15 protein-coding genes and 5 pseudogenes are annotated in these 17,388 nt (G+C 71.0%); 12 read left to right on the plus strand and 8 right to left on the minus strand.

Annotation, left to right across the window (positions count from 1 at the left end):
- The first annotated feature begins 231 nt into the window (after positions 1–231).
- The 3 genes and pseudogenes from ABZZ04_RS36980 to ABZZ04_RS36990 all read left to right on the plus strand — a co-directional run.
- Positions 232–1,830 (plus strand): helix-turn-helix domain-containing protein, encoded by a 1,599-nt coding sequence (locus ABZZ04_RS36980; protein ID WP_356936634.1) that lies wholly within the window; start codon positions 232–234, stop codon positions 1,828–1,830.
- A gap of 206 nt (positions 1,831–2,036) precedes the next feature.
- A complete protein-coding gene (locus ABZZ04_RS36985; protein ID WP_356936635.1) occupies positions 2,037–2,204 on the plus strand; it encodes a transposase in 168 nt (55 codons plus the stop codon).
- 75 nt (positions 2,205–2,279) lie between these two features.
- Positions 2,280–2,480, plus strand: a pseudogene (locus ABZZ04_RS36990) (alpha/beta hydrolase); the annotation flags it as partial.
- Positions 2,481–3,010: 530 nt separating this feature from the next.
- On the opposite strand, the pseudogene ABZZ04_RS36995 reads toward ABZZ04_RS36990, so the two are convergent.
- Both ABZZ04_RS36995 and ABZZ04_RS37000 read right to left on the minus strand, forming a co-directional pair.
- Positions 3,011–3,313, minus strand: a pseudogene (locus ABZZ04_RS36995) (alcohol dehydrogenase catalytic domain-containing protein); the annotation flags it as partial.
- Between the two features lie 753 nt (positions 3,314–4,066).
- A complete protein-coding gene (locus ABZZ04_RS37000) occupies positions 4,067–4,495 on the minus strand; it encodes a hypothetical protein (protein ID WP_356936636.1) in 429 nt (142 codons plus the stop codon).
- Between the two features lie 304 nt (positions 4,496–4,799).
- Between ABZZ04_RS37000 and ABZZ04_RS37005 the strand changes: the two genes are divergently transcribed.
- Positions 4,800–5,072 carry a DUF6225 family protein gene (locus ABZZ04_RS37005; protein ID WP_148832997.1) on the plus strand — a complete coding sequence of 91 codons (273 nt, stop codon included), beginning with the start codon at positions 4,800–4,802 and terminating at the stop codon, positions 5,070–5,072.
- A 415-nt stretch (positions 5,073–5,487) separates the two neighbouring features.
- Here ABZZ04_RS37005 and ABZZ04_RS37010 read toward each other — a convergent pair whose 3' ends face one another.
- Together ABZZ04_RS37010 and ABZZ04_RS37015 are read right to left on the minus strand one after the other, a co-directional pair.
- Positions 5,488–6,291 carry a phosphatidate cytidylyltransferase gene (locus tag ABZZ04_RS37010; RefSeq protein WP_356936637.1) on the minus strand — a complete coding sequence of 268 codons (804 nt, stop codon included), beginning with the start codon at positions 6,289–6,291 and terminating at the stop codon, positions 5,488–5,490.
- Entirely contained in the window at positions 6,288–8,051 is a 1,764-nt protein-coding gene (locus tag ABZZ04_RS37015) for a histidinol-phosphate transaminase (RefSeq protein ID WP_356936638.1), read from the minus strand. Before ABZZ04_RS37015 ends, ABZZ04_RS37010 begins: the two co-directional genes overlap by 4 nt.
- Positions 8,052–8,963: 912 nt before the next feature.
- Here ABZZ04_RS37015 and ABZZ04_RS37020 point away from each other — a divergent pair.
- The 3 genes and pseudogenes from ABZZ04_RS37020 to ABZZ04_RS37030 form a co-directional block, all read left to right on the plus strand.
- Positions 8,964–9,023, plus strand: a pseudogene (locus ABZZ04_RS37020) (DUF5710 domain-containing protein); the annotation flags it as partial.
- Positions 9,024–9,129: 106 nt separating this feature from the next.
- Complete coding sequence (locus ABZZ04_RS37025; RefSeq protein ID WP_356936661.1) at positions 9,130–9,321, plus strand: hypothetical protein; 192 nt, start codon at positions 9,130–9,132, stop codon at positions 9,319–9,321.
- 846 nt (positions 9,322–10,167) lie between these two features.
- Positions 10,168–10,350, plus strand: coding sequence for a hypothetical protein (locus tag ABZZ04_RS37030; RefSeq protein WP_356936639.1), 183 nt, complete (start codon positions 10,168–10,170; stop codon positions 10,348–10,350).
- A gap of 253 nt (positions 10,351–10,603) precedes the next feature.
- On the opposite strand, the gene ABZZ04_RS37035 is transcribed toward ABZZ04_RS37030, so the two are convergent.
- The gene (locus ABZZ04_RS37035) at positions 10,604–11,152 is read right to left on the minus strand and encodes a GNAT family protein (protein WP_356936640.1); all 549 of its coding nucleotides are present in this window, start codon (positions 11,150–11,152) and stop codon (positions 10,604–10,606) included.
- Between the two features lie 751 nt (positions 11,153–11,903).
- Between ABZZ04_RS37035 and ABZZ04_RS37040 the strand changes: the two genes are divergently transcribed.
- The 4 genes and pseudogenes from ABZZ04_RS37040 (at position 11,904) to ABZZ04_RS37055 (ending at position 13,511) form a co-directional block, all read left to right on the plus strand.
- A complete protein-coding gene (locus ABZZ04_RS37040; RefSeq protein WP_356936641.1) occupies positions 11,904–12,212 on the plus strand; it encodes a hypothetical protein in 309 nt (102 codons plus the stop codon).
- A gap of 231 nt (positions 12,213–12,443) precedes the next feature.
- Positions 12,444–12,900 (plus strand): annotated as a pseudogene (locus tag ABZZ04_RS37045) (DUF3093 domain-containing protein).
- Positions 12,901–12,958: 58 nt separating this feature from the next.
- Positions 12,959–13,204: pseudogene (locus tag ABZZ04_RS37050) on the plus strand (DUF4240 domain-containing protein); the annotation flags it as partial.
- 118 nt (positions 13,205–13,322) lie between these two features.
- The gene (locus ABZZ04_RS37055; RefSeq protein ID WP_356936642.1) at positions 13,323–13,511 is read left to right on the plus strand and encodes a hypothetical protein; all 189 of its coding nucleotides are present in this window, start codon (positions 13,323–13,325) and stop codon (positions 13,509–13,511) included.
- Between the two features lie 27 nt (positions 13,512–13,538).
- Here the strand turns inward: ABZZ04_RS37055 and ABZZ04_RS37060 are convergent, their stop codons facing one another.
- Complete coding sequence (locus ABZZ04_RS37060) at positions 13,539–14,468, minus strand: LysR family transcriptional regulator (RefSeq protein WP_356936643.1); 930 nt, start codon at positions 14,466–14,468, stop codon at positions 13,539–13,541.
- A gap of 114 nt (positions 14,469–14,582) precedes the next feature.
- On the opposite strand from ABZZ04_RS37060, the gene ABZZ04_RS37065 reads away from it, so the two are divergent.
- A complete protein-coding gene (locus ABZZ04_RS37065) occupies positions 14,583–15,110 on the plus strand; it encodes a sugar O-acetyltransferase (protein WP_356936644.1) in 528 nt (175 codons plus the stop codon).
- Between the two features lie 320 nt (positions 15,111–15,430).
- On the opposite strand, the gene ABZZ04_RS37070 is transcribed toward ABZZ04_RS37065, so the two are convergent.
- Positions 15,431–16,093, minus strand: a complete 663-nt coding sequence (locus tag ABZZ04_RS37070; RefSeq protein ID WP_356936645.1) for a response regulator transcription factor — start codon at positions 16,091–16,093, stop codon at positions 15,431–15,433.
- On the minus strand, positions 16,090–17,217 hold the full coding sequence (locus tag ABZZ04_RS37075; RefSeq protein ID WP_356936646.1) for a histidine kinase: 1,128 nt from the start codon (positions 17,215–17,217) through the stop codon (positions 16,090–16,092). The genes ABZZ04_RS37070 and ABZZ04_RS37075 overlap by 4 nt, the downstream gene beginning before the upstream one ends.
- Positions 17,218–17,388: the final 171 nt, after the last annotated feature.

Below are 17,388 nucleotides of genomic sequence, written 5' to 3' on the forward strand. Positions count from 1 at the left end.
TACTGGAGGACGGCCACCTGACCGTGCCCCGCGGACCCGGCATCGGAATCTCCCCGGTCCCCGGACAACTGGCCGAGGTCACCACCGGGTCCCCGGAATGGATCGGCCGGTGACCCGCGGAGCACAGGACCCGCCCACCGGGCCCGACCTGTGTGAACCCCGGGCGGGCCGGGAGGCCGGAGCGGCGGCCGTCCCCGTCGCGGACGATCTTCGATCAACTATCTTGTGACGATGACGGAGCAGCCACGGGCCGTGCTCGGCCGGATCCTCAACGATCTCGGATCGACGCTGATCGAAGTGCTGGCCGGGGAGGCCGACCCGGCCCGCACCGTCACCGGGGTGCTGATCCAGGACCCCCTGGACGAGCCGGCACGGCTGCCCGGCGCGGTGGTGCTCGGCGTCGGTGTGTACGGCGCCGGGCCGGTGGCCGCCCTGGTCGACCGGGCGGCCGGGCTGGGTGCGGCGGCCGTGGTGGTCCGGTCCCCGGTCCCGGTGTACGGATCGGTGTCCGAGGCGGCCGCGCGCACCGGAGTGACCGTGCTCGGCCTGACCCCCGGAGCATCCTGGGCCCAGGTGGCCGCGCTGCTGCGGTCGCTGCTCGCCGTCGACGAACTGGGCACGGTGGGTGGCCCCGGCGACTCCGACGGCGCCGAACCGCTCGCCGGGGACCTGTTCGCCCTGGCCAACGCAACGGCCGGACTGCTGGACGGCCCGGTCACCGTGGAGGACCGCGGTGGCCGGGTGCTGGCCTTCTCCAGCAGACAGGACGAGGCCGACGAGGCCAGGATCGCGACCGTGCTGGACCGTCAGGTCCCCGCCGAGAAACTGCGGGCCCTGGAGGAGCGCGGCGCCTTCCAGGCCCTCTACCGGAAGGAGGAACCCGTCTACATCGAAGGCGTCTCGGACAGGCCCCGGGTCGCGATCGCCATCCGCGCCGGCGGCGAGATCCTCGGGTCGATCTGGGTCGTGGTCGACGCCCCGCTGAGCGCGGACCGCACCCGGGCGCTCCAGGAGGCGGCGAAGGTGGCCGCCCTGCACCTGCTGCGCCGCCGCACCGGCGAGGACGCCGAACGCCGGTTGCGCGCGGACCTGCTCGCCACCGTCCTTGAAGGTGGCACGCACGCCCCGCAGGCCGCCGTCCGGCTCGGCCTGGCCGCACAGCCGGCCTGCGTACTGGCGCTCTCGGTGACCGGCGAGCAGTACGCGCCGGACCGGGTGGCCGCGGGCCACCGGGTCGCCGAGGCGCTCACCCTGCACCTGGCCGCGATCCACCCCCGCACCGCCACGGCCGCGATCGGCGGGGTCACCTACGCGGTCCTGCCCACCGGTTCGGACGAGCAGGGGCTACGGGTGGCCGAGGCGTTCCTCGGCCGGATCGGCGACCGGGTGCCCACCGTCATCGGGGTCGGCCGGCTCGCCGCCCGCCCGGTGGAGCTGCGCCGCTCGCGCGCCGACGCGGACCGTGCGCTGCGGGTCCTCGGCTCCGGCCGCACCCGGCGCAGGGCCGCACGGCTGTCGGACGTCTACGCCGCCGCGCTGCTGGAGGAGCTGACGGACCGGATGGCCGCCGAGGACGATCTGCCGGACGGTCCGGTCGTACGGCTGCGCGCCTACGACGCCGAGCACAACACGGCCCTCACGGACACCCTGGACGCCTGGCTGAGCACCTTCGGCGACGTCCCCGCAGCCGCTGCCGCCGTGCACGTCCACCCCAACACCTTCCGCTACCGGCTCAAGCGGCTGGCCGCGGTCGCGGGCATCGACCTCGGCGACCCGGAGGCCCGCTTCGAGGCGATGCTGCAACTGCGCCTGAGACCACCGCACTCCTGATGCCGCTCGCTCCGCCGCCGTGGCACTGGGGTCGATCCGGGCGCCGGGCGGACGGAATGGTGCGAGAGTTTCCCGGGGCAGTGGGACACGACGAAACCCGTGTGTCCATGAGCCGACGATGGGACAGATGACATGTGAAGTTCCCCCTCGGGGTCGGGACGGCTTGATACGGGGACGTACGGGTCCTGGAGGAAGCAGTCCAGGTAATGGGTAGGAAGAGCAGCACGCGCAAGCGGTACACGGCCGAGTTCCGGAAGGATGCCGTCGAGTTGGTCTGTTCCTCCGGACGGACGGTGACGGAAGTGGCCCGGGAGCTCGGGGCGGCACCGGGGCCTGCGGGGCTGGGTGAAGCAGGCCACGATCGATCGGGGTAAGGGCCCGGCCTGCGCGCTGACCACTGCCGAGCGTGAGGAGCTGGCCCGGCTGCGCCGGAAGGTGCACGAGCAGAAATCGAAGTCGGCTCCGCCGAGGTCTTCAGGGACGAGGACGTCGCCTTCGCGACGGCCCTGTGGCGGGACGGCGGACAGGCGGAGCTGCACGTGTGGCCCGGCGGGTTCCACGGATTCGACATGATGGCGCCGCACACCGCGGTCGCGCATGCGGCGGTCACCGCACGCAACGCCTGGGTGGCGCGCATAATGGAGGCCTGAGCAGGCATCCCCCAGGGGGCGGCCGGCGGTTTCCGTGAGCGCGACGAGAGAACGCACATGCACCATCTGCTCGGTCGACTGAGCACGAGCGACCCGGAGGCCGGAGACAGCCTCCGGGTCGTCGCGTACTTCGACGTCCTCCTCGCCCGGGGCTCCGGGGTCGACGGACTGCTGCGCGGCGCTGCGGTCCTCGCCGGCTGCACCGCCGGCGCCGAGACCTCCGGACGGGTCCGGCGCCGCGACCCCGACGGGAAGCGACCGGCCGAGAACCCCGGCGCACCGCGCGCCCCCCGACGGTCCGGCAGCGACTGGGCCGTCTGGCTCGAGCGCGACGGACCCGGTTCGGCCCTGGACGAGATGATCGTGGAACGTCTCGCCTTCGGCGTCGAACTCCTCGAGACCCACCGCGCCCCCACGGGCTTCGACGCGGTCATCGACGAGGCGCGCCCGCTCGCCGAACGTGCCGAGCGGCTCGCCCCCAGACCTGCCATGAGGCGGCAGCTGGTGGGCCGGCCATGGCGGCACGCCGTGCACTTTCCACAGCTGTGGGCGGTGGGGAAGATCGAGCCGCGATCGCCCACCTCGATGCCGGTGACGCCTTCCCCGACCTCGACGACCGTCCCGGAGAACTCGTGCCCCAGGGGCTGCGGCAGCTGTGCGCCGGTCACGGGGTGCGGACGGAAGAGATCGACGGGCGAAGCCTCCGGGTGAAAGTAGGTGTGCACATCACCACCGCATATACCGACGTACCCGTTGCGGATCTTCACCTGACCGGGACCGACTTCTGGTTCCGGCACATCCTCGATCCGCAGATCTTCCTTGCCGTAGAACATTGCTGCCTTCACGGATACTCCTCATCCCCCGCCATGGCTCACTGAACGGGGCACCCGCAGACCGCGGTGCCCGTCGATGATCTTTCGCTCCCGGCGAATGGCCTACAACCGCCACGTGAGCGGGATCGGGCCTTCGCACACCGCAACACGCGCAGAGGGCGCGCAGGTGCCACTCGCGCACCGGTGTCCTGAGAGGGAATCCGATCCGGGTGGTTGGTGTCTCGGGATGTTCTTGTGGCTGTGGGACGTGGTGAACGCGATCCTCCGCGCCGGCCGCGCCGGGATCCCTGGGGAGCACCTGCCGCACGGCTTTCCGCGTGCAAGACCATCGGCCCGCTCCTGCACCGGACCCGAGCCGAACTCGTTGGCGGGCCGCCGGAGGGCCTGCTGCCGGACCTCCGCGGCCGGCACACCGAAGAAGCCGCCGACGGTGTCGCCCCGGCCACCGGGCGCTCCCGGTGGCCGGGCGGCCGCAGTCCGGACACGCGGCCCCGGCGGCGCGGCCTCCCACCACCACCTCGACCGTGCCGAACGCGGCCGAAACCGCCTCGATGTCCACCTCGTCGATCCCCTCGAAACCAGCGAGTCCCAGGGCTGTGCGTCGGTCTGCACGACCAGCACCATCACCATCACCGCTCACAACGATCCACAGCAGCGGCAAACAGATATCTGAAGGAGCGTCAATTCCTGCTGTCGGATGACAAGTCGTACGAGGTCTCACGCGAGCCTGTCCGACAGCGGTCGGCAATGTCGTCACTTCGGGCAGAGCGACTTGCGCAGCGCCTCGTTCAGCGCCTTGCCCTGCGCGTCCGTCAACGGTTGGGCGTCGTTCCCGAATCGCTGCGCCGCCGTCCAATCGATCTTGTCGTTCGGCTTCGCGGGCGAGGAGCACTGGTTCCGCCCGGCGTCGATCGCCTTCTGCTCGTCCACGATCAGCCGTTGGTCGACAGCCGCGATCGCGTCCAGGTACGCGTCACGGGCGTCACCAATCGGCGCATCCGGAATGCCCTCGGCCCTCTCGGCATCGCTGCTCTTCCCGCTGTCGTCGACCGGCGGTTCCTCCGCGGTCGGGGCGGATGCCTCCGGCGCGGGCTTCGTGACGTCCTTCTCGTCGGCCGAGCAGGCGGTCAGGGCGAGCAGCGCGGCGGCGGACGCGGCGAGCAGGACAGCGGTTCTCCTCACGGTGGTACTCCGTACGTAGCTCTGTGCTCCGTGAGACAGGCGAGGCGGCCGGAGGGTTGTGGTGACTCCCCCGCACGACACGCGGGCCGCCCGGTCGACAGCGGGGCGCAGCGTGGCGTGTACGGGGGTTGCTCGCGCGCCATACGGCCTGGTCAGGGGCCTGTGTGGTTGTCGTGTGGGGCGAGTTGATGGGCGATGATCCACGGCTTTCGCCCAGCCCTCCGTGCCCCCGAACCAGTGCTCTGTCCCAAGGGCACAGCCGTGTCTTCCCTGCCAGGGGCCCCTGCTCCGGCAGCCTGTGCCCATGACCGAAATCTTCGAGCACGCCCCGCAGACCTGGAACGCCGCGCAGCTCCGCGAGGCGCTGAAGGACCTTCCCGACGACTCGCCCATCCACATCGGTGTCGCGGAAGACCCCGGTGACTTCGACGGATACCGCGGGGGTGTTCTCGTGGACGCGCACCGGGTCGAGAACTGGTGGCCGGCCACCGCCACCGAACCGGAGCGCACCGAGACCGAGAAGGCGCTGACGCTGTTCGTCGACTGGGAACCGGGCGCGTACGACCGCCTCGACTGAACTGGACGCGCCCCGAGAAGACCCCACGACAGCGCGCCGGCAGAACCACACCCCGGGGCTGCGCCGGCTCCTCCGGGTGTTCGAGGCCACGGATCCGGATCCGGGCCTCACTGCGCCCGGTCGTCCCGGACCGGAAGCGGGCAGGGGTCTTCGGGACTTCGGCCCCATGGCACGAGGGGCGGTGACAGCACCGTCCAACGTGCCGGACCGGGCGGGCAGGGCGGCGAGGCGGGCCGGCGCTGCGATGGTTCCAGCGGTCTCGGGCCTTTTCTCGGGAATGGTGTCGTCGATGACGGTCTCGGGTTCCGGGGCGTCCGGGCTGGTGGCGGTCTTGATGCGGTCGATCACGAGGGCCGCGGCGTCGCAGAAGCTGAGCCGACGCCGCCTGCCGCGTACGAAGCCACCGCCCGGTGGCTCACCCCAGCACCAACAGCACCGCCAGAGCGACGAGGAGGGAGTCGATCCGGTCGAGGATGCCGCCGGAGCCGGGCAGCCAACGACCGGCGTCCTTGGCGTGGGCGCCCCGCTTGACCATCGACTCCAGCAGGTCCCCGAGCGGGCCGCCGACGGCCACGGCCACCGCCGTCTGCCACGTCAGGGAGGACAGCACGGCCAGCGTGAGGAGACCGGCCGCGGCCCCGGCCAGTGTGCCGCTCCACCGCTTGGCGGGCGACAGCGGGGAGAGCCGGGGGCCGCCGAGACGGCGACCCGCCGCGTACGCGACGATGTCGGCGATCGACACGGCCACGAACAGGACGAGGCCGAGGGCGCCGGACGATACGAGGCCGGCCAGGGCGCCCAGCCACACGAGCCCCAGCAGGCCCGCCCCCAGGCGGTGGAGTCCGTGCTCCGCGTCACCCGAGAACAACGGCACCCCGGCGATCGCAAGCGCCCCGGCCGCCGCCACCCGGAGCACCTCCCCGGGGGCCAGCCAGGCGGTCAGGACGAGTCCGACGATCGCCGCGCCCAGCACCGCCTGGTCCACCGCCCCCAGCCGGAGCAGCCCGCCGAACTCCAACACCGCGACCACACCGACCACGGCCGCGAGCACCGCGATGCCCGGTGGGCCGAGCCAGAACGCGGCGGTCACCAGGGGCACTCCGAGCGCCCACACACACCAGCGGACCAGCAGCTCACGGCGCCGGGTCGCCGCCACCGCGACGCCTCCGGCCGCCAGTGCCCCACCGAGGTACGGCACGAGACCGGCGACCGTCGTCATCGGGAGCCCCGCCCCGGTGCGCCCGGCATCACCGCGGCCGGCGTGCGCAGCGCGTCCAGGGCGCTCCGGCACGCCTCCACGATCCGTGCGTTCTCCGCCATGTCGCGGACGGCGATCCGGACAGTCCGCCCCTCGTACGCCGGGGACATCGGCGACAGGTCGCGCAGGAACACGTCGTGCCGCCGGCACTCGCGCACCAGCCGCGCCGCACTCGGTCCGTCCGGCGGCAGGGTCACCGCGAGGAAGTTCGCCACCCCCTCGTCGACCGAGGAGAACGTGTCCAACTCCCGGAGGCCGTTCGCCAGTTCCCGGCGCAGCACATGGGTGCGGGCCCAGCGCCCCGCGTAGTACGCGGGGTCGCGCAGCGCCGTCACGGCAGCCAGCTGGGTCGGCAGGCTCACGGGCCACGGTGGCGTCCAGCGCCGCAGCTCCCCTGCCGTCTTCGGACCGGTCACCAGGTACGCGGCCCGCATCCCCGACAGCGCGTACATCTTCGACAGCGAGGTGCAGACCACGACCCGGGCGTCGAGCGAGGCGAGCCCGGCGAGCGAGTCCGTCGGATCGGCGTACCCCAGGTATGCCTCGTCGATCCACCACCGGGTCCGCACGGGCGAGGCCTCGATGACCGCGCGCAGCGCGTCGGCCGGGGCGTGGCGGCCGGTCGGGTTGTTCGGGTTGACCACGACCACGAGGTCGTACTGCCCGTCGCCGGTCGCGGTGGCGAGCCGGGCCGGGTCGAGCAGCCAACCGTCCTCCCGGCGCAGCTGGAGCCGGTCGACCCGGCAGCCGATCACCCGCTCGGTGACATGGGCGTACTCCCCATAGCCCGGATCGAGCAGGAGCACCCGGCTCTGCGGTGTCAACCACCGGCCGAACGCGCGGAAGATCAGATCGGACGAGCCCGCCCCGACGACCAGCGACTCCACCGGCAGGCCGCGGACCCCGGCGATCTCCGCAAGCAGTCCCTCCGCGCCCGTCGGCGGCGAGGTCCGGGCCGCCCACCCCGGATCCTCCGCGAGGACCGCGCGGACCCCTGGGGACGGCGGGAACCAGGCGTCCAGCACATCCGCCGCGACCACCTCGTGCCGGCGGGCCAGGGTACGGAAGTCGGTGCCGATCGCCGAGAAGAACGCCCCGCCGTGCTCACAGCCGTCCGCACGCGGCGCGAAGGGCATGTCGAGCTGCCAGTCGAGGCCCGTCCGCAGCCGTTCCAGGATTCGGCCGTGGCGCTCCGCGACCGTCCTCGTCAGCTCGGCCACGGAGCCGCTGAGGATCTCGAACGAGACCGCGCCCGAGCGGACCGTGCGCCCCACCGGCCGCAGACCGGTGGCGAGGTACATGTCGAGCAGTTCCGTACGGCCCATCGCCACCACCCGGCGGCCGCCCCGCGCCGCGACCCAGCGCAGCGCCGCGTACATGAGGAGTGGCGCCGCCGCGGTGGACCGCCAGTGCTCCTCGACGGTCAGGACGCGGATCTCGAACGGCGCCTCCTCGGTCAGGACCGGCAGCTCCTCGCGTGTCAGGTACTTGTCGAGGGAGTAGCGGCCGACCCATGGCGGAGTGAGGCTGACGAAGCCGATCCGTGTCTTGCCACGCGCGGCCACGAGATAGACGTTGTCGCCGTCGAGTCCGTCGCTCAGCCTTCCCGACGGATCCACCGGATGCTGACCGAGCTCCTCCGCATACACGCGGTGGCGCAGTTCATGGATCCAGTCGTGATCCCGAGGCGTGGCGGTGCGCAACTGCAGGGCGTGGTTCATGCGTATGTCCCTCTGAGACGGTCCGACGTTCGCGCCCCAGCATGGAGGGGGCCGGCAGCCAGCACCTGAGTACGTGTACTCAGCCGGACAGTGGAGGAGTTGGAAGCGGTCCAGGTCAGGGCCGAGTCCATGGGCAGGCACCGAACCACCGGCGCCGACCTGGCCCCGGCACGGACGTTCGACCGCTCCGGCTTCCGACTCCGCCGGAAGCCAGTCCTGTTGTCGTGACGGACGGTAGTGGCGTCACAGAAGTTGTGCCAGATCCGCTGGAAGTGAACGAAGCCGCCGTGTGGGAGCCGTCGGGTTCCTCCGCGACCAGGCGTAGCAGCGGCGTCGGGTCCGGAGTGGCGATGGCCGGCATGTACGGGGTGGGGGTGCCGGGTCTCCAGGCCATCATCAGCCCGGGGCCGCGCAGGTCCGAATGCTGGCAGGGGCGGACATGCCGAGCACCCGCTCCAGGCTCGGCCCGTCAGGAGCGGCCCGCCGTCGAGGGGCTCGCGCCGGAGGTGCAGCACGGTGTCCGGCTGATGATGGCGGCCGGTGTCGCGCCGGCGGAACTCGTGTGCCACCACGACACGTGGGAGTACCTCACCGGCCTGAGCACCAACCAGACACACTTCCGGACCTCGCCCGACGTCGACGACATCAAGGACGGGCGGGTACGTGTCGCCTTGTCCGGACGGTCGCTCATCGCACTCCTGATCGCCCTGTGGGACACCCGGGACAAGGCCGAGTTCCCCACCGCCGACCGGGCCCTGGCAGTCACCGCATACGACCGGTTCGCCAACGAGCTCGACACCGTCGGCAGAGGAACCCGGCACACGGTGCGCATCACGCTCGACGACGGCGCACCTGTCGCGCAGCCCGAACTGGCCGGAGCCGCTGCGGAGACGGGCACAGGAAGGAAGGGCGATGGTCGGCCGGATCTGGCTGGATGTTCCGTACGCGGAGAAGGACCGGGCCAAGACAGCCGGGGCCCGGTGGGATCCGGCCGGCAGGCGCTGGTACGCGCCCCGCGTACGCGCAGGTCCGCGGCCTGGAGTCGAAGGCGTTCGCGCATCTGGTCAAGGTCACGGGGATGAGCCATGCCGAGGCCCGCAGTCATATCCGCTACGCGTTCAACGTGTGGGAGGCGCGTTCGGCCAGGGCCTGGACGCTGGACCTGAGCGTCCTCACCGACGCCGGGGTCACCCCTCGGCGCCCGCCTCGCGCGGGCGAGCGACGAGGCGTCGCCGCGGCAACGCTCGCCACTGAACGCGCCGTCCCGTGACCCGCCCCCTCCGATGCGGGAGAGGTCGTGGCGCGGATCGCCGTCGAACGTGGCGTCGCCCTGCCCACCGAACCTGCTGACACACAGCCGAAGGAACCTTCGCCGCCCCGTGCGCTGGTCGTGCCCGGCCTGCGGGAGGCGGCAGCACCTTCGCGGCCGCGGCGGACCCTTCGACGCGGTCGCTGACCTGACGTCACGACGCCGGGCCGGAGGCGGAGCGAAGCCCGTGACGGGCCTCGTCGGCGAAACGGCTGGGCGTGCTGTTCATCGGGAGCGTCATGGCTGTGCGTGAAGGTTCTCGGAACTGTGCGATGTGCGCCGCAGGTCTCCTCGGCGGCACGGTGTACCTCGTCGACGGGGTCCGGCGGCAGGGGGCGCCGTTCGGGGGTCGCGCGTTTCCTGATCTGCGAAGCCTGCTACGAACGTGGTTGCCCGGATCCGGAGGCGGGGCGGACCCGGGAGGTTTCCGCCCGGCGGGCGGAGCGTGCCGAGTGGTGGGGCCTGCCGGTCGCGGCGAGGCTCTCCCACCCCAGGCGTGTGTCGCCGGATGCGGCCCGGTCGTGGTCCGTGGGGCGGAGGTGCTGATGAAGAGGGTGACGTACTCGCGGGCCTGCCGGACATCCCTCACGCGGAAGCGTAACGGCGGGCGGAGGCCGGGACGGCCGTGCGGGGCCTGCGGCGAACCCGTTACGGCTGGGCGTGCGGATTCTGCGTACTGCGACGGAAGGTGCCGGCAGAAGGCCCACCGCCGCCGGGTCGCCGCCCGGACTGCGGGCCCCGTCCCGGAACTGTTTGCCGCGGCCGCTCCGTTCACCACCCGCGGCTCCTGCCGGTATCTCTCAGTCCGTGTCCGAGGACGGACTGACAACGGTATCTCTGCGCCTGCCGCAGAACACCGGGCTCGACCGCAAGGCGTTCCAGAGCCTCGGGTATTCACTGCAGTGGTTCGGTTTCATCGGCTTCGCGCTGTGGATGTGGTTCCGGCTCTTCCGACGCGAGGCGGAAGCAGTCCGAGAAGCTGCTCTGTGAGGCCGAGGCGACCGGCATGAACTCCTGACCACTCGGGACAGGATCCGTCCGCGCCGGAAACTCGTGCCCCGGGCGGTGGTGTCCCGCCGGTCAGACGCATCACCGCCGGAATTCCTGCGGGAGCGGACAGCCGCCTCCTGCGGGACTCGACGCCGCCGGCCGTCCCTGCACGGCCGGTCGGCAGTCCCGCAGGCAGGTCGCAGGGCACTCGAACCAGCCCGGTGCCGCGACCCTGAGCACTGCGGGCAGGCACTCATCGCGGTTCGTTTTCACGTCCACAGGCCCACTCCTCCGCGAGGAGGCCGAGGATCACCTCATCCGCCCAGGTTCCGAAGACCCATGCGTTTCGGCGCAGTGTGCCTTCGACGGTGAATCCCACCCGCTGCGCGGCACGGAGCATCGGTGTGTTCTCCGAGAGGGTTTCCACCTGGAGTCCGTGGAACCCTCGTACGGCGAAGCCATAGGTGCACAAGGCTGCCATCGTGTCGGCGGCCAGGCCACGGCCGCGAAATCCGGGCCGCAGCGCCAGGCCGAGGTGAGCACAGCGGTTGTGGAGGTCCACGCCCCACACGACCGCTTCGCCCGCCACGTCTCCCGAGGCCACTTCCTCCACGGTGAAGCAGGGGGTCTCGTCATCGGGCTTCGGCACCGCGAAAGGCGACTGGTCCCCCGTCGGCAAGGGTCTCCAGAGGCGGCTGTCACCGCGGACCCGCGTGGCGACGTCCTCGTACAGCTCCCGATGGAGAAGGTCCACGTCGCTGTCACGCCGTGCTCGAAGCAACACCTTGTCATGTTTGATCACGGGCCCATGCCTACTGGCGGCACGTCGACGGCCGCAAAAGCATTTCGCTCCCGGCCCCGAACCGGACCAGATGATCATGGACAGGCACTCGGCCCACTCTTCGGCCCTGGGATCAGTACGCGCTTCGAACCGGACCGCCGACCTGGGCATCCGCCTCATCGGCTTCGCTCCGCACGGACCGGACGACGCCCGGTCGGCAAGAACACCGCCGAGGCGCTGTGGTCGCCGGTCGAGGCCGTCTTCGACGTCGGGACGCCGTCGGGCATGCGGGCGGGGCGCGCCGAAACAGGTCGCACCGCCCGGTACTTGCGGTCTTCGAAAGTTGACCCCGCCCCTACGTCATGGTTCTGACTGAGGGGCATGAAGCCGGTCCCTGTTGCCTATCTCGTGTCCTACCTGTTGTCGCTGCTGGGCAACTCCGTTCTGGGAGTCGCCCTGCCGTTGATCGTTCTGCAGGTCACGGGCAGCGCGCTTGGCGCGGGAACGGTGGCTGCGGCTACCGCGGTCCCCGCGGTGCTCGCCGGCCTGCTCATGGGGGTGGTGATCGACCGGGTCAATCGGCGTACCTCATCGGTGGTCACCGACCTCGTCTCCGCCGCGTCGGTGGCCGCCCTGCCGCTGATCGACCTGGTCTCGGGGCTGAGCCTTGGATGGTTCGTCCTGTTCGGGATCATCGGTTCCCTCGGTGACGTTCCCGGTATGACCGCGAGGGAGGCTCTGCTTCCGGCGATCGTCCGTCACGGAGGAGGGGGTGCACCGCCTCACCGGCCTCTACGAACAACTGACCGCGCCCGGCACCGTTTCGGCCACGACCGCCATCTCCGAACGTTTCGCACGGCTCGGGCCCGGCAGCACCGAGGAAGACATGAGCGATCTGATCGAAGAGTTCATGACGACCATGGCACCTGTCATCGAAGCCTTCGTCGCAGCAGAAACATCCATCGACCTCGAAGCATCGGCGGACATCTTCACCGAGTACTCGGCCGGTCTGCTCAACGCCCGGCAACGGGAAGCACTCGAACGACCGGAAGCCCGGCTCGATGAACTTCACAAGAAGTGACCGGCAAACCGAGCGAGGCGCCGGCGACGTCCCACTGACCTCCCGCAACGCCGACCTGGCGCCCGCACCTCCTGCGGCCGTCATCCGGCCGAAGCCGGCGTGCTCGCCCGGCTTGATACCCGCATCAACCGATTGCCGCGTGGCGCAACCCTCAAAGGTGCGCTGCCCCTTTTCCTGCCCGGTGAGCAGCCAGCCCTGCCCGTCTTGACGAATACGACAAGGTGATCGTCCGTGTCCCTCAACAACCGGCTCGTCCACGACGAGTACGTGACCGCTCCGAAAGCCTGGTGGGGGTGCGGCCATGCTTTCCGGCATCTCCCTGGCCCTGGTCTCCTTTCCCTACGGGGTTCTTGCCGCACTGACCGGTCTGACCATCGGAACCTGCCTGGCCGCGGTCCACGTCAGTTCACAGGGCTCGACACGGATCCGGGTCACCGCCGACACCCTGTTCGTGGCGGACGCCCGTATCCCACTGGCGGTTCTCGGACAGCCAGAGGCACTCCACGGAGAGGACGCGCGCGCCTGGAGAACCTACAAAGCAGATACACGGGCCTTCATGGTGATGCGCAGTTTCGTCTCCTCCGCCGTCAGGGTCGAGGTCCTGGACCCTGACGACCCAACGCCCTGCCTCTACCTGTCCACTCGCACCCCGGAGCTGTTGGCCAAGGCACTCGCTCCTCAACCATGATCATCTGTCTGGAGGCGCAGGCACGTCCGATCGGAGCCGGCGCATCGTCCGGAACGGCATGGATGAGCTGGGCCGTCGCCCCGGTGACCGGCACGAACGGGTGGAGTGGCTGCGCGGGGAGTTGCGGTGCCGGCCGGCCGCGGAATCAGTGGAGTTCCAGGCATGTCTGGAGGCCGCGTGCGAGGTAGTCGCCACGGACGCACTATGGCGGGCGGTGCGCCGGATCGAGAGTGGTTTGTGCTCCGACGACGGCTTCGACTGCTTCGCGCTCTGGCTGGTGGCCCAGGGGCGAGGGACGTACAGGGCGGTGCTTGCCGATCCGGATGTCCTCGCCGACGTCGCCGAGGTGCGGGCCCCGGCGGGACGGCACCCGCGAAAGTGGCGTGCCGAGGAGTGGCCGGAACGGGGAGGAGCTCGACTACGTGGCCCAGGAGGTGTTCGACGAGCTGACGGGCCGGGGGAACGACTGCCTGGAAGCGTTCCACGAGGCCCTGGATACCGTCCAGGAGACATGGACGAAGCCCGAGGAAGCGATCCGCACCGCAGAAGCGACGGTGCGGATCGGGACACCGCGACTCGACGCCCTCTTTCCTGTGGAAGCCGGCTCGTAAGGTGTGTCCGTCGGATCGGTCGCCTGGTCAGCGGTCTGTCCAGTCCGGTGCCCACATGTCGTCCGGGGTGCGCTGCCTCGAGATGCGCAGATGGTTGCGCAGCGCGGTCAGCACGGGGTGTTTGTCTCCGGTGCGGGACAGCAACATGTGCGTGTACACCGGGGTTGGTTCGCGCAACGGGATGCGTCGCAGGTCGTGGGTTTGGGGCCATGTGTACCGGTCTCCGCTGCCGACGAGGGTGGCCAGCGAGTCCGATTCGGCCAGCGCGTCCATCAGTGCCTCGTCACCGAAGTGGGGGCCGAGTGCGTCGATGCTCAGGCCGAAGGCCCTGGACAGCTCCTGGTAGAACGCCGCCCACTCCGTGCCGGGCCTGATGCCGGGGATCCAGATGCGGTGGCCGGCCAGGTCCGCGGGTCTGACCCGGGGCGCGTCCGCCAACGGGTGGCCGGGGCCGACCAGGAGCTCCAGGGGTCCGTCCAGGAGCCGTTCGGCGTTGATCCCGGCCGGGACCCGGTCTGTCGGCAGGGCGCGGAAGGACACGTCGACGGTCCCGTCGAGCACCGCCTGGGCGGCTTGGGCGGCGTTCTTCTTGCTCAGTGTGACGGCGTCGAGGTTCATCCCGGGGTGGGAGCGGTGGAACCGGTGGACGGCCCGGGCAGGAGCGATGCGCCGGTTGAGGACGTCGATGCGCAGGGGCCGGCTGCCGGGACGCACGGCCTGCTCGGCCTGCTCGACGGCGGTCAGGACCTTCTTGGCGTGCGGCAGGAAGGCCTGTCCGTCCGGGCTCGTCCGGGAGCCGCGGGAGGTGCGTACCAGGAGCGTGGCCTCGAGGTGCTTCTCCAGGGTCGCGATCCGTTTGGAGACCGCCTGCTGACTGACCCCGAGCCTGTCCGCCGCAGCCTGGAACTGGCCGGTCTCGGCGACGGCCACGAACGTCCGTATCGCTTCAACATCCACGCTCCCACCCTAATTTCACAACGATCGGTTGTCGCCGACCGGTCCCGGGGTTGTTTGATCGTGGGTTCTCCGGGGTGGTGGGATCAGCGCATGTCCACTCGCACAGATCAGACCATGCATGTCCGAAAGCCCGGGTTCGCACGTCACATCGAACGGGTCATGGAGGTGACCGACGCGACGTCCCGGCTGAACGTGCTGCCGTTCAGCGACACCGAAGGCCGTGCTGAACTGCTTTCCGTCGTGTTCGGTGGCCCGCTGCCGGAGTCGGTGACGATCTACCCGCCGTTCTTCACCGAGTGCGGGCTGAACACGACGTTCGGGGAGAACGTCTTCGTCAACCAGGGATGCACCTTCATGGACAAGGGGGGAATCCGTATCGGCAACGGCGTCATGATCGCCCCGAAGGTCAATCTCATCACCGGGGGCCACCCCCTGCCCCTCGCCGAGCGCCGCGAGTACCTCTCCCTCGCCCCGATCGTCATCGAGAACGACGTCTGGATCGGTGCGGCAGCAACGATCACGCAGGGAGTGACCATCGGTGCCGGCTCCGTGGTCGCCGCCGGCGCGGTGGTCACTCGTGACGTTCCTGCCCACACCCTGGTCGCGGGAGTGCCCGCCCGGGTCGTCAAGCCGATCGACTGAGCCCGGCCGGGATGCCGGCCGGGTGCGCAGTACCTCTGCGGTCCGGTCCTGACACCTCGTCGCATTCGACCGACTGGCCGGCAGCGGGACCGCATCCGACCTCTGCTGCCCTCCAGTACCGGCCACCGCGGCAGGCCGTGGGCTCGCATTCAACGGACACGCCTCACTTCGCGTCGACTTCCCTGTGGCTGGGGCGAGTCTGACGTCATCGACGCAGATGCCGTGGAAGCCGGATTCTGTGGTGGTGCGCTGGTTCAACCAGCGCCCTCGCTTTCTGACCGACGACCGCGGGGCTGGGCGGTGGTTGCGGCCCGTGGGTGTCAGGAGTTGCGCGGGGCGACCAGGCCGGATTCGTAGGCGAGGACCACGAGTTGGGCGCGGTCACGGGCGTGGAGCTTGGCCATGGCCCGGTTGATGTGGGTTTTCGCGGTCAGGGGGCTGATCACCATGCGGCCGGCGATCTGGTCGTTGGACAGGCCCCGCGCGACCAGGGCGACGGCCTCGCGTTCGCGGCTGGTCAGCTCTTCCAGCCCGGTCTCGGCACCGGTGTCGAGCGGCTGGGAGATGTACCTGTCGATCAGCTTGCGGGTGATCGAGGGGGCGAGCAGGGCGTCGCCGCGTGCGGCCACACGGACGGCGTGCAGGAGGTCGTCCGGGACGATGTCCTTGACGAGGAATCCGGCGGCGCCGGCGCGCAGCGCGTCGAAGACGTATTCGTCCATGCCGTAGTTGGTCAGGATGACGACGCGCACCCGGCTCAGGGCCGGGTCCGCGGCGATGCGCCGGGTTGCCTCGATGCCGTCGACCACCGGCATCTGGATGTCGATGAGCGCGATGTCGGGCAGGTGTTCCCTCGCGAGCTCCAGACCCTCCTCGCCGTCGGCGGCCTCGGCCACCACCTCGATGTCGTCCTCGAGGTCGAGGAGTGCACGGAATCCGCTGCGGATGAGTGGCTGGTCGTCGACCAGCAGGACGCGGATCATGACGTGTGCTCCACGGGGAGTTCGGCCCGGACGGTGAAGCCGCCCTCGCCGCGCGGTTCGGCGCGCAGCAGGCCGCCGAGGGCGGTGACGCGTTCGCGCATGCCGAGCAGCCCGACGCCGGGCACCGGGGCGGTGTCCGGCGTGGCCTTGCCGTCGTCGTCGATGCGCAGCGCGAGAGTGTCGGGCCGGTAGTCGATCCGGACCGATGCCGTGGTGGCGGCGGAGTGCCGGACGATGTTGGTCAGCGACTCCTGAACGATCCGATAGGCGGTCCGACCCACCGCGGCCGGCACGTCGTGCCGCTGCCCCTCGATCGTCAGCGTCGCTTCCAGACCGGTCCTGCCGGCCCGCTCCACCAGTTCCGGTACGTCGGCGAGCCCGCGTGGCGGGGTCGTGTCGTCATCGCGCAGCGCCTCCAGGGTCGCGCGCAGCTCCCGGCTCGCCTCACGCCCGGCCTCCTGGATCGCCAGCAGTGCCTCCGGCACGGTCTCGCCGCGTCTGCGGGCCACGTGGACGGCGACTTCGGACTGCACCTTGATGATGGAGATCTGGTGGGTGAGCGAATCGTGCAGTTCCCGCGCGATGTGCAGTCGCTCCTCGTCGGCGCGGCGCCGCGCAGTCTCCTCCCGGGTGCGTTCGGCTTCCTCCGCCCGCTGCTCCGCCTGCCGCAACGCTTCCCCCGCGGCAAAGGCAGCGATGAGCCAGGCGATCTCCAGGGTGCCGCGGGCCCGCACCAACGCCTCGCCCATGGGCCCGTCGCGGACGACCAGGGCCGTGAGCTGGAGAGCCACCAGCAGGGTCACGGACGCCGTCACCGCGAGGGCGCGGTGCCCATCCCGCACCGCGCCGTACACCGCTACCAGGTACGCGACGGCGAGCACGTCGAGCCCGGCTGCCTGGTACCCCACCGCGCACAGCCCGGTGACGGCCAGGACGACGACCGGAGCCCGGCGACGCGCGGCCAGTGCCAGGCCGCCGAGCGCCAGCAGCGCGTGGCCGAGCAGGCCGGGCCCCGTGCCCGTGTGCTCCCCTGACCATCCGGTGCCCAGCATCAGCGCCGCCACGCCCACAGCGATCACCCAGTCCCCGGCCCCGGCCGGGACGGCGAACCGTCGTCTGTCCATGCGCGCACCCTAGCCAGATGCCCGCGCGGGCGAGTCCCGCTCGCGGACGAGCGGCCCTCTACCGCGTCCGCAGTACTTGCGCGGCTCCTGCAGCACCCGAAGCAGCCGCGTGCGCCATCGGCGGCAGCGCAAAGTGCCTCCGCCTGCGGGACGACCGGCGGCGGGCCCGGC

Origin of the sequence: Streptomyces sp. NPDC006435, assembly GCF_040612315.1 — a bacterium.
GTDB lineage: Bacteria > Actinomycetota > Actinomycetes > Streptomycetales > Streptomycetaceae > Streptomyces.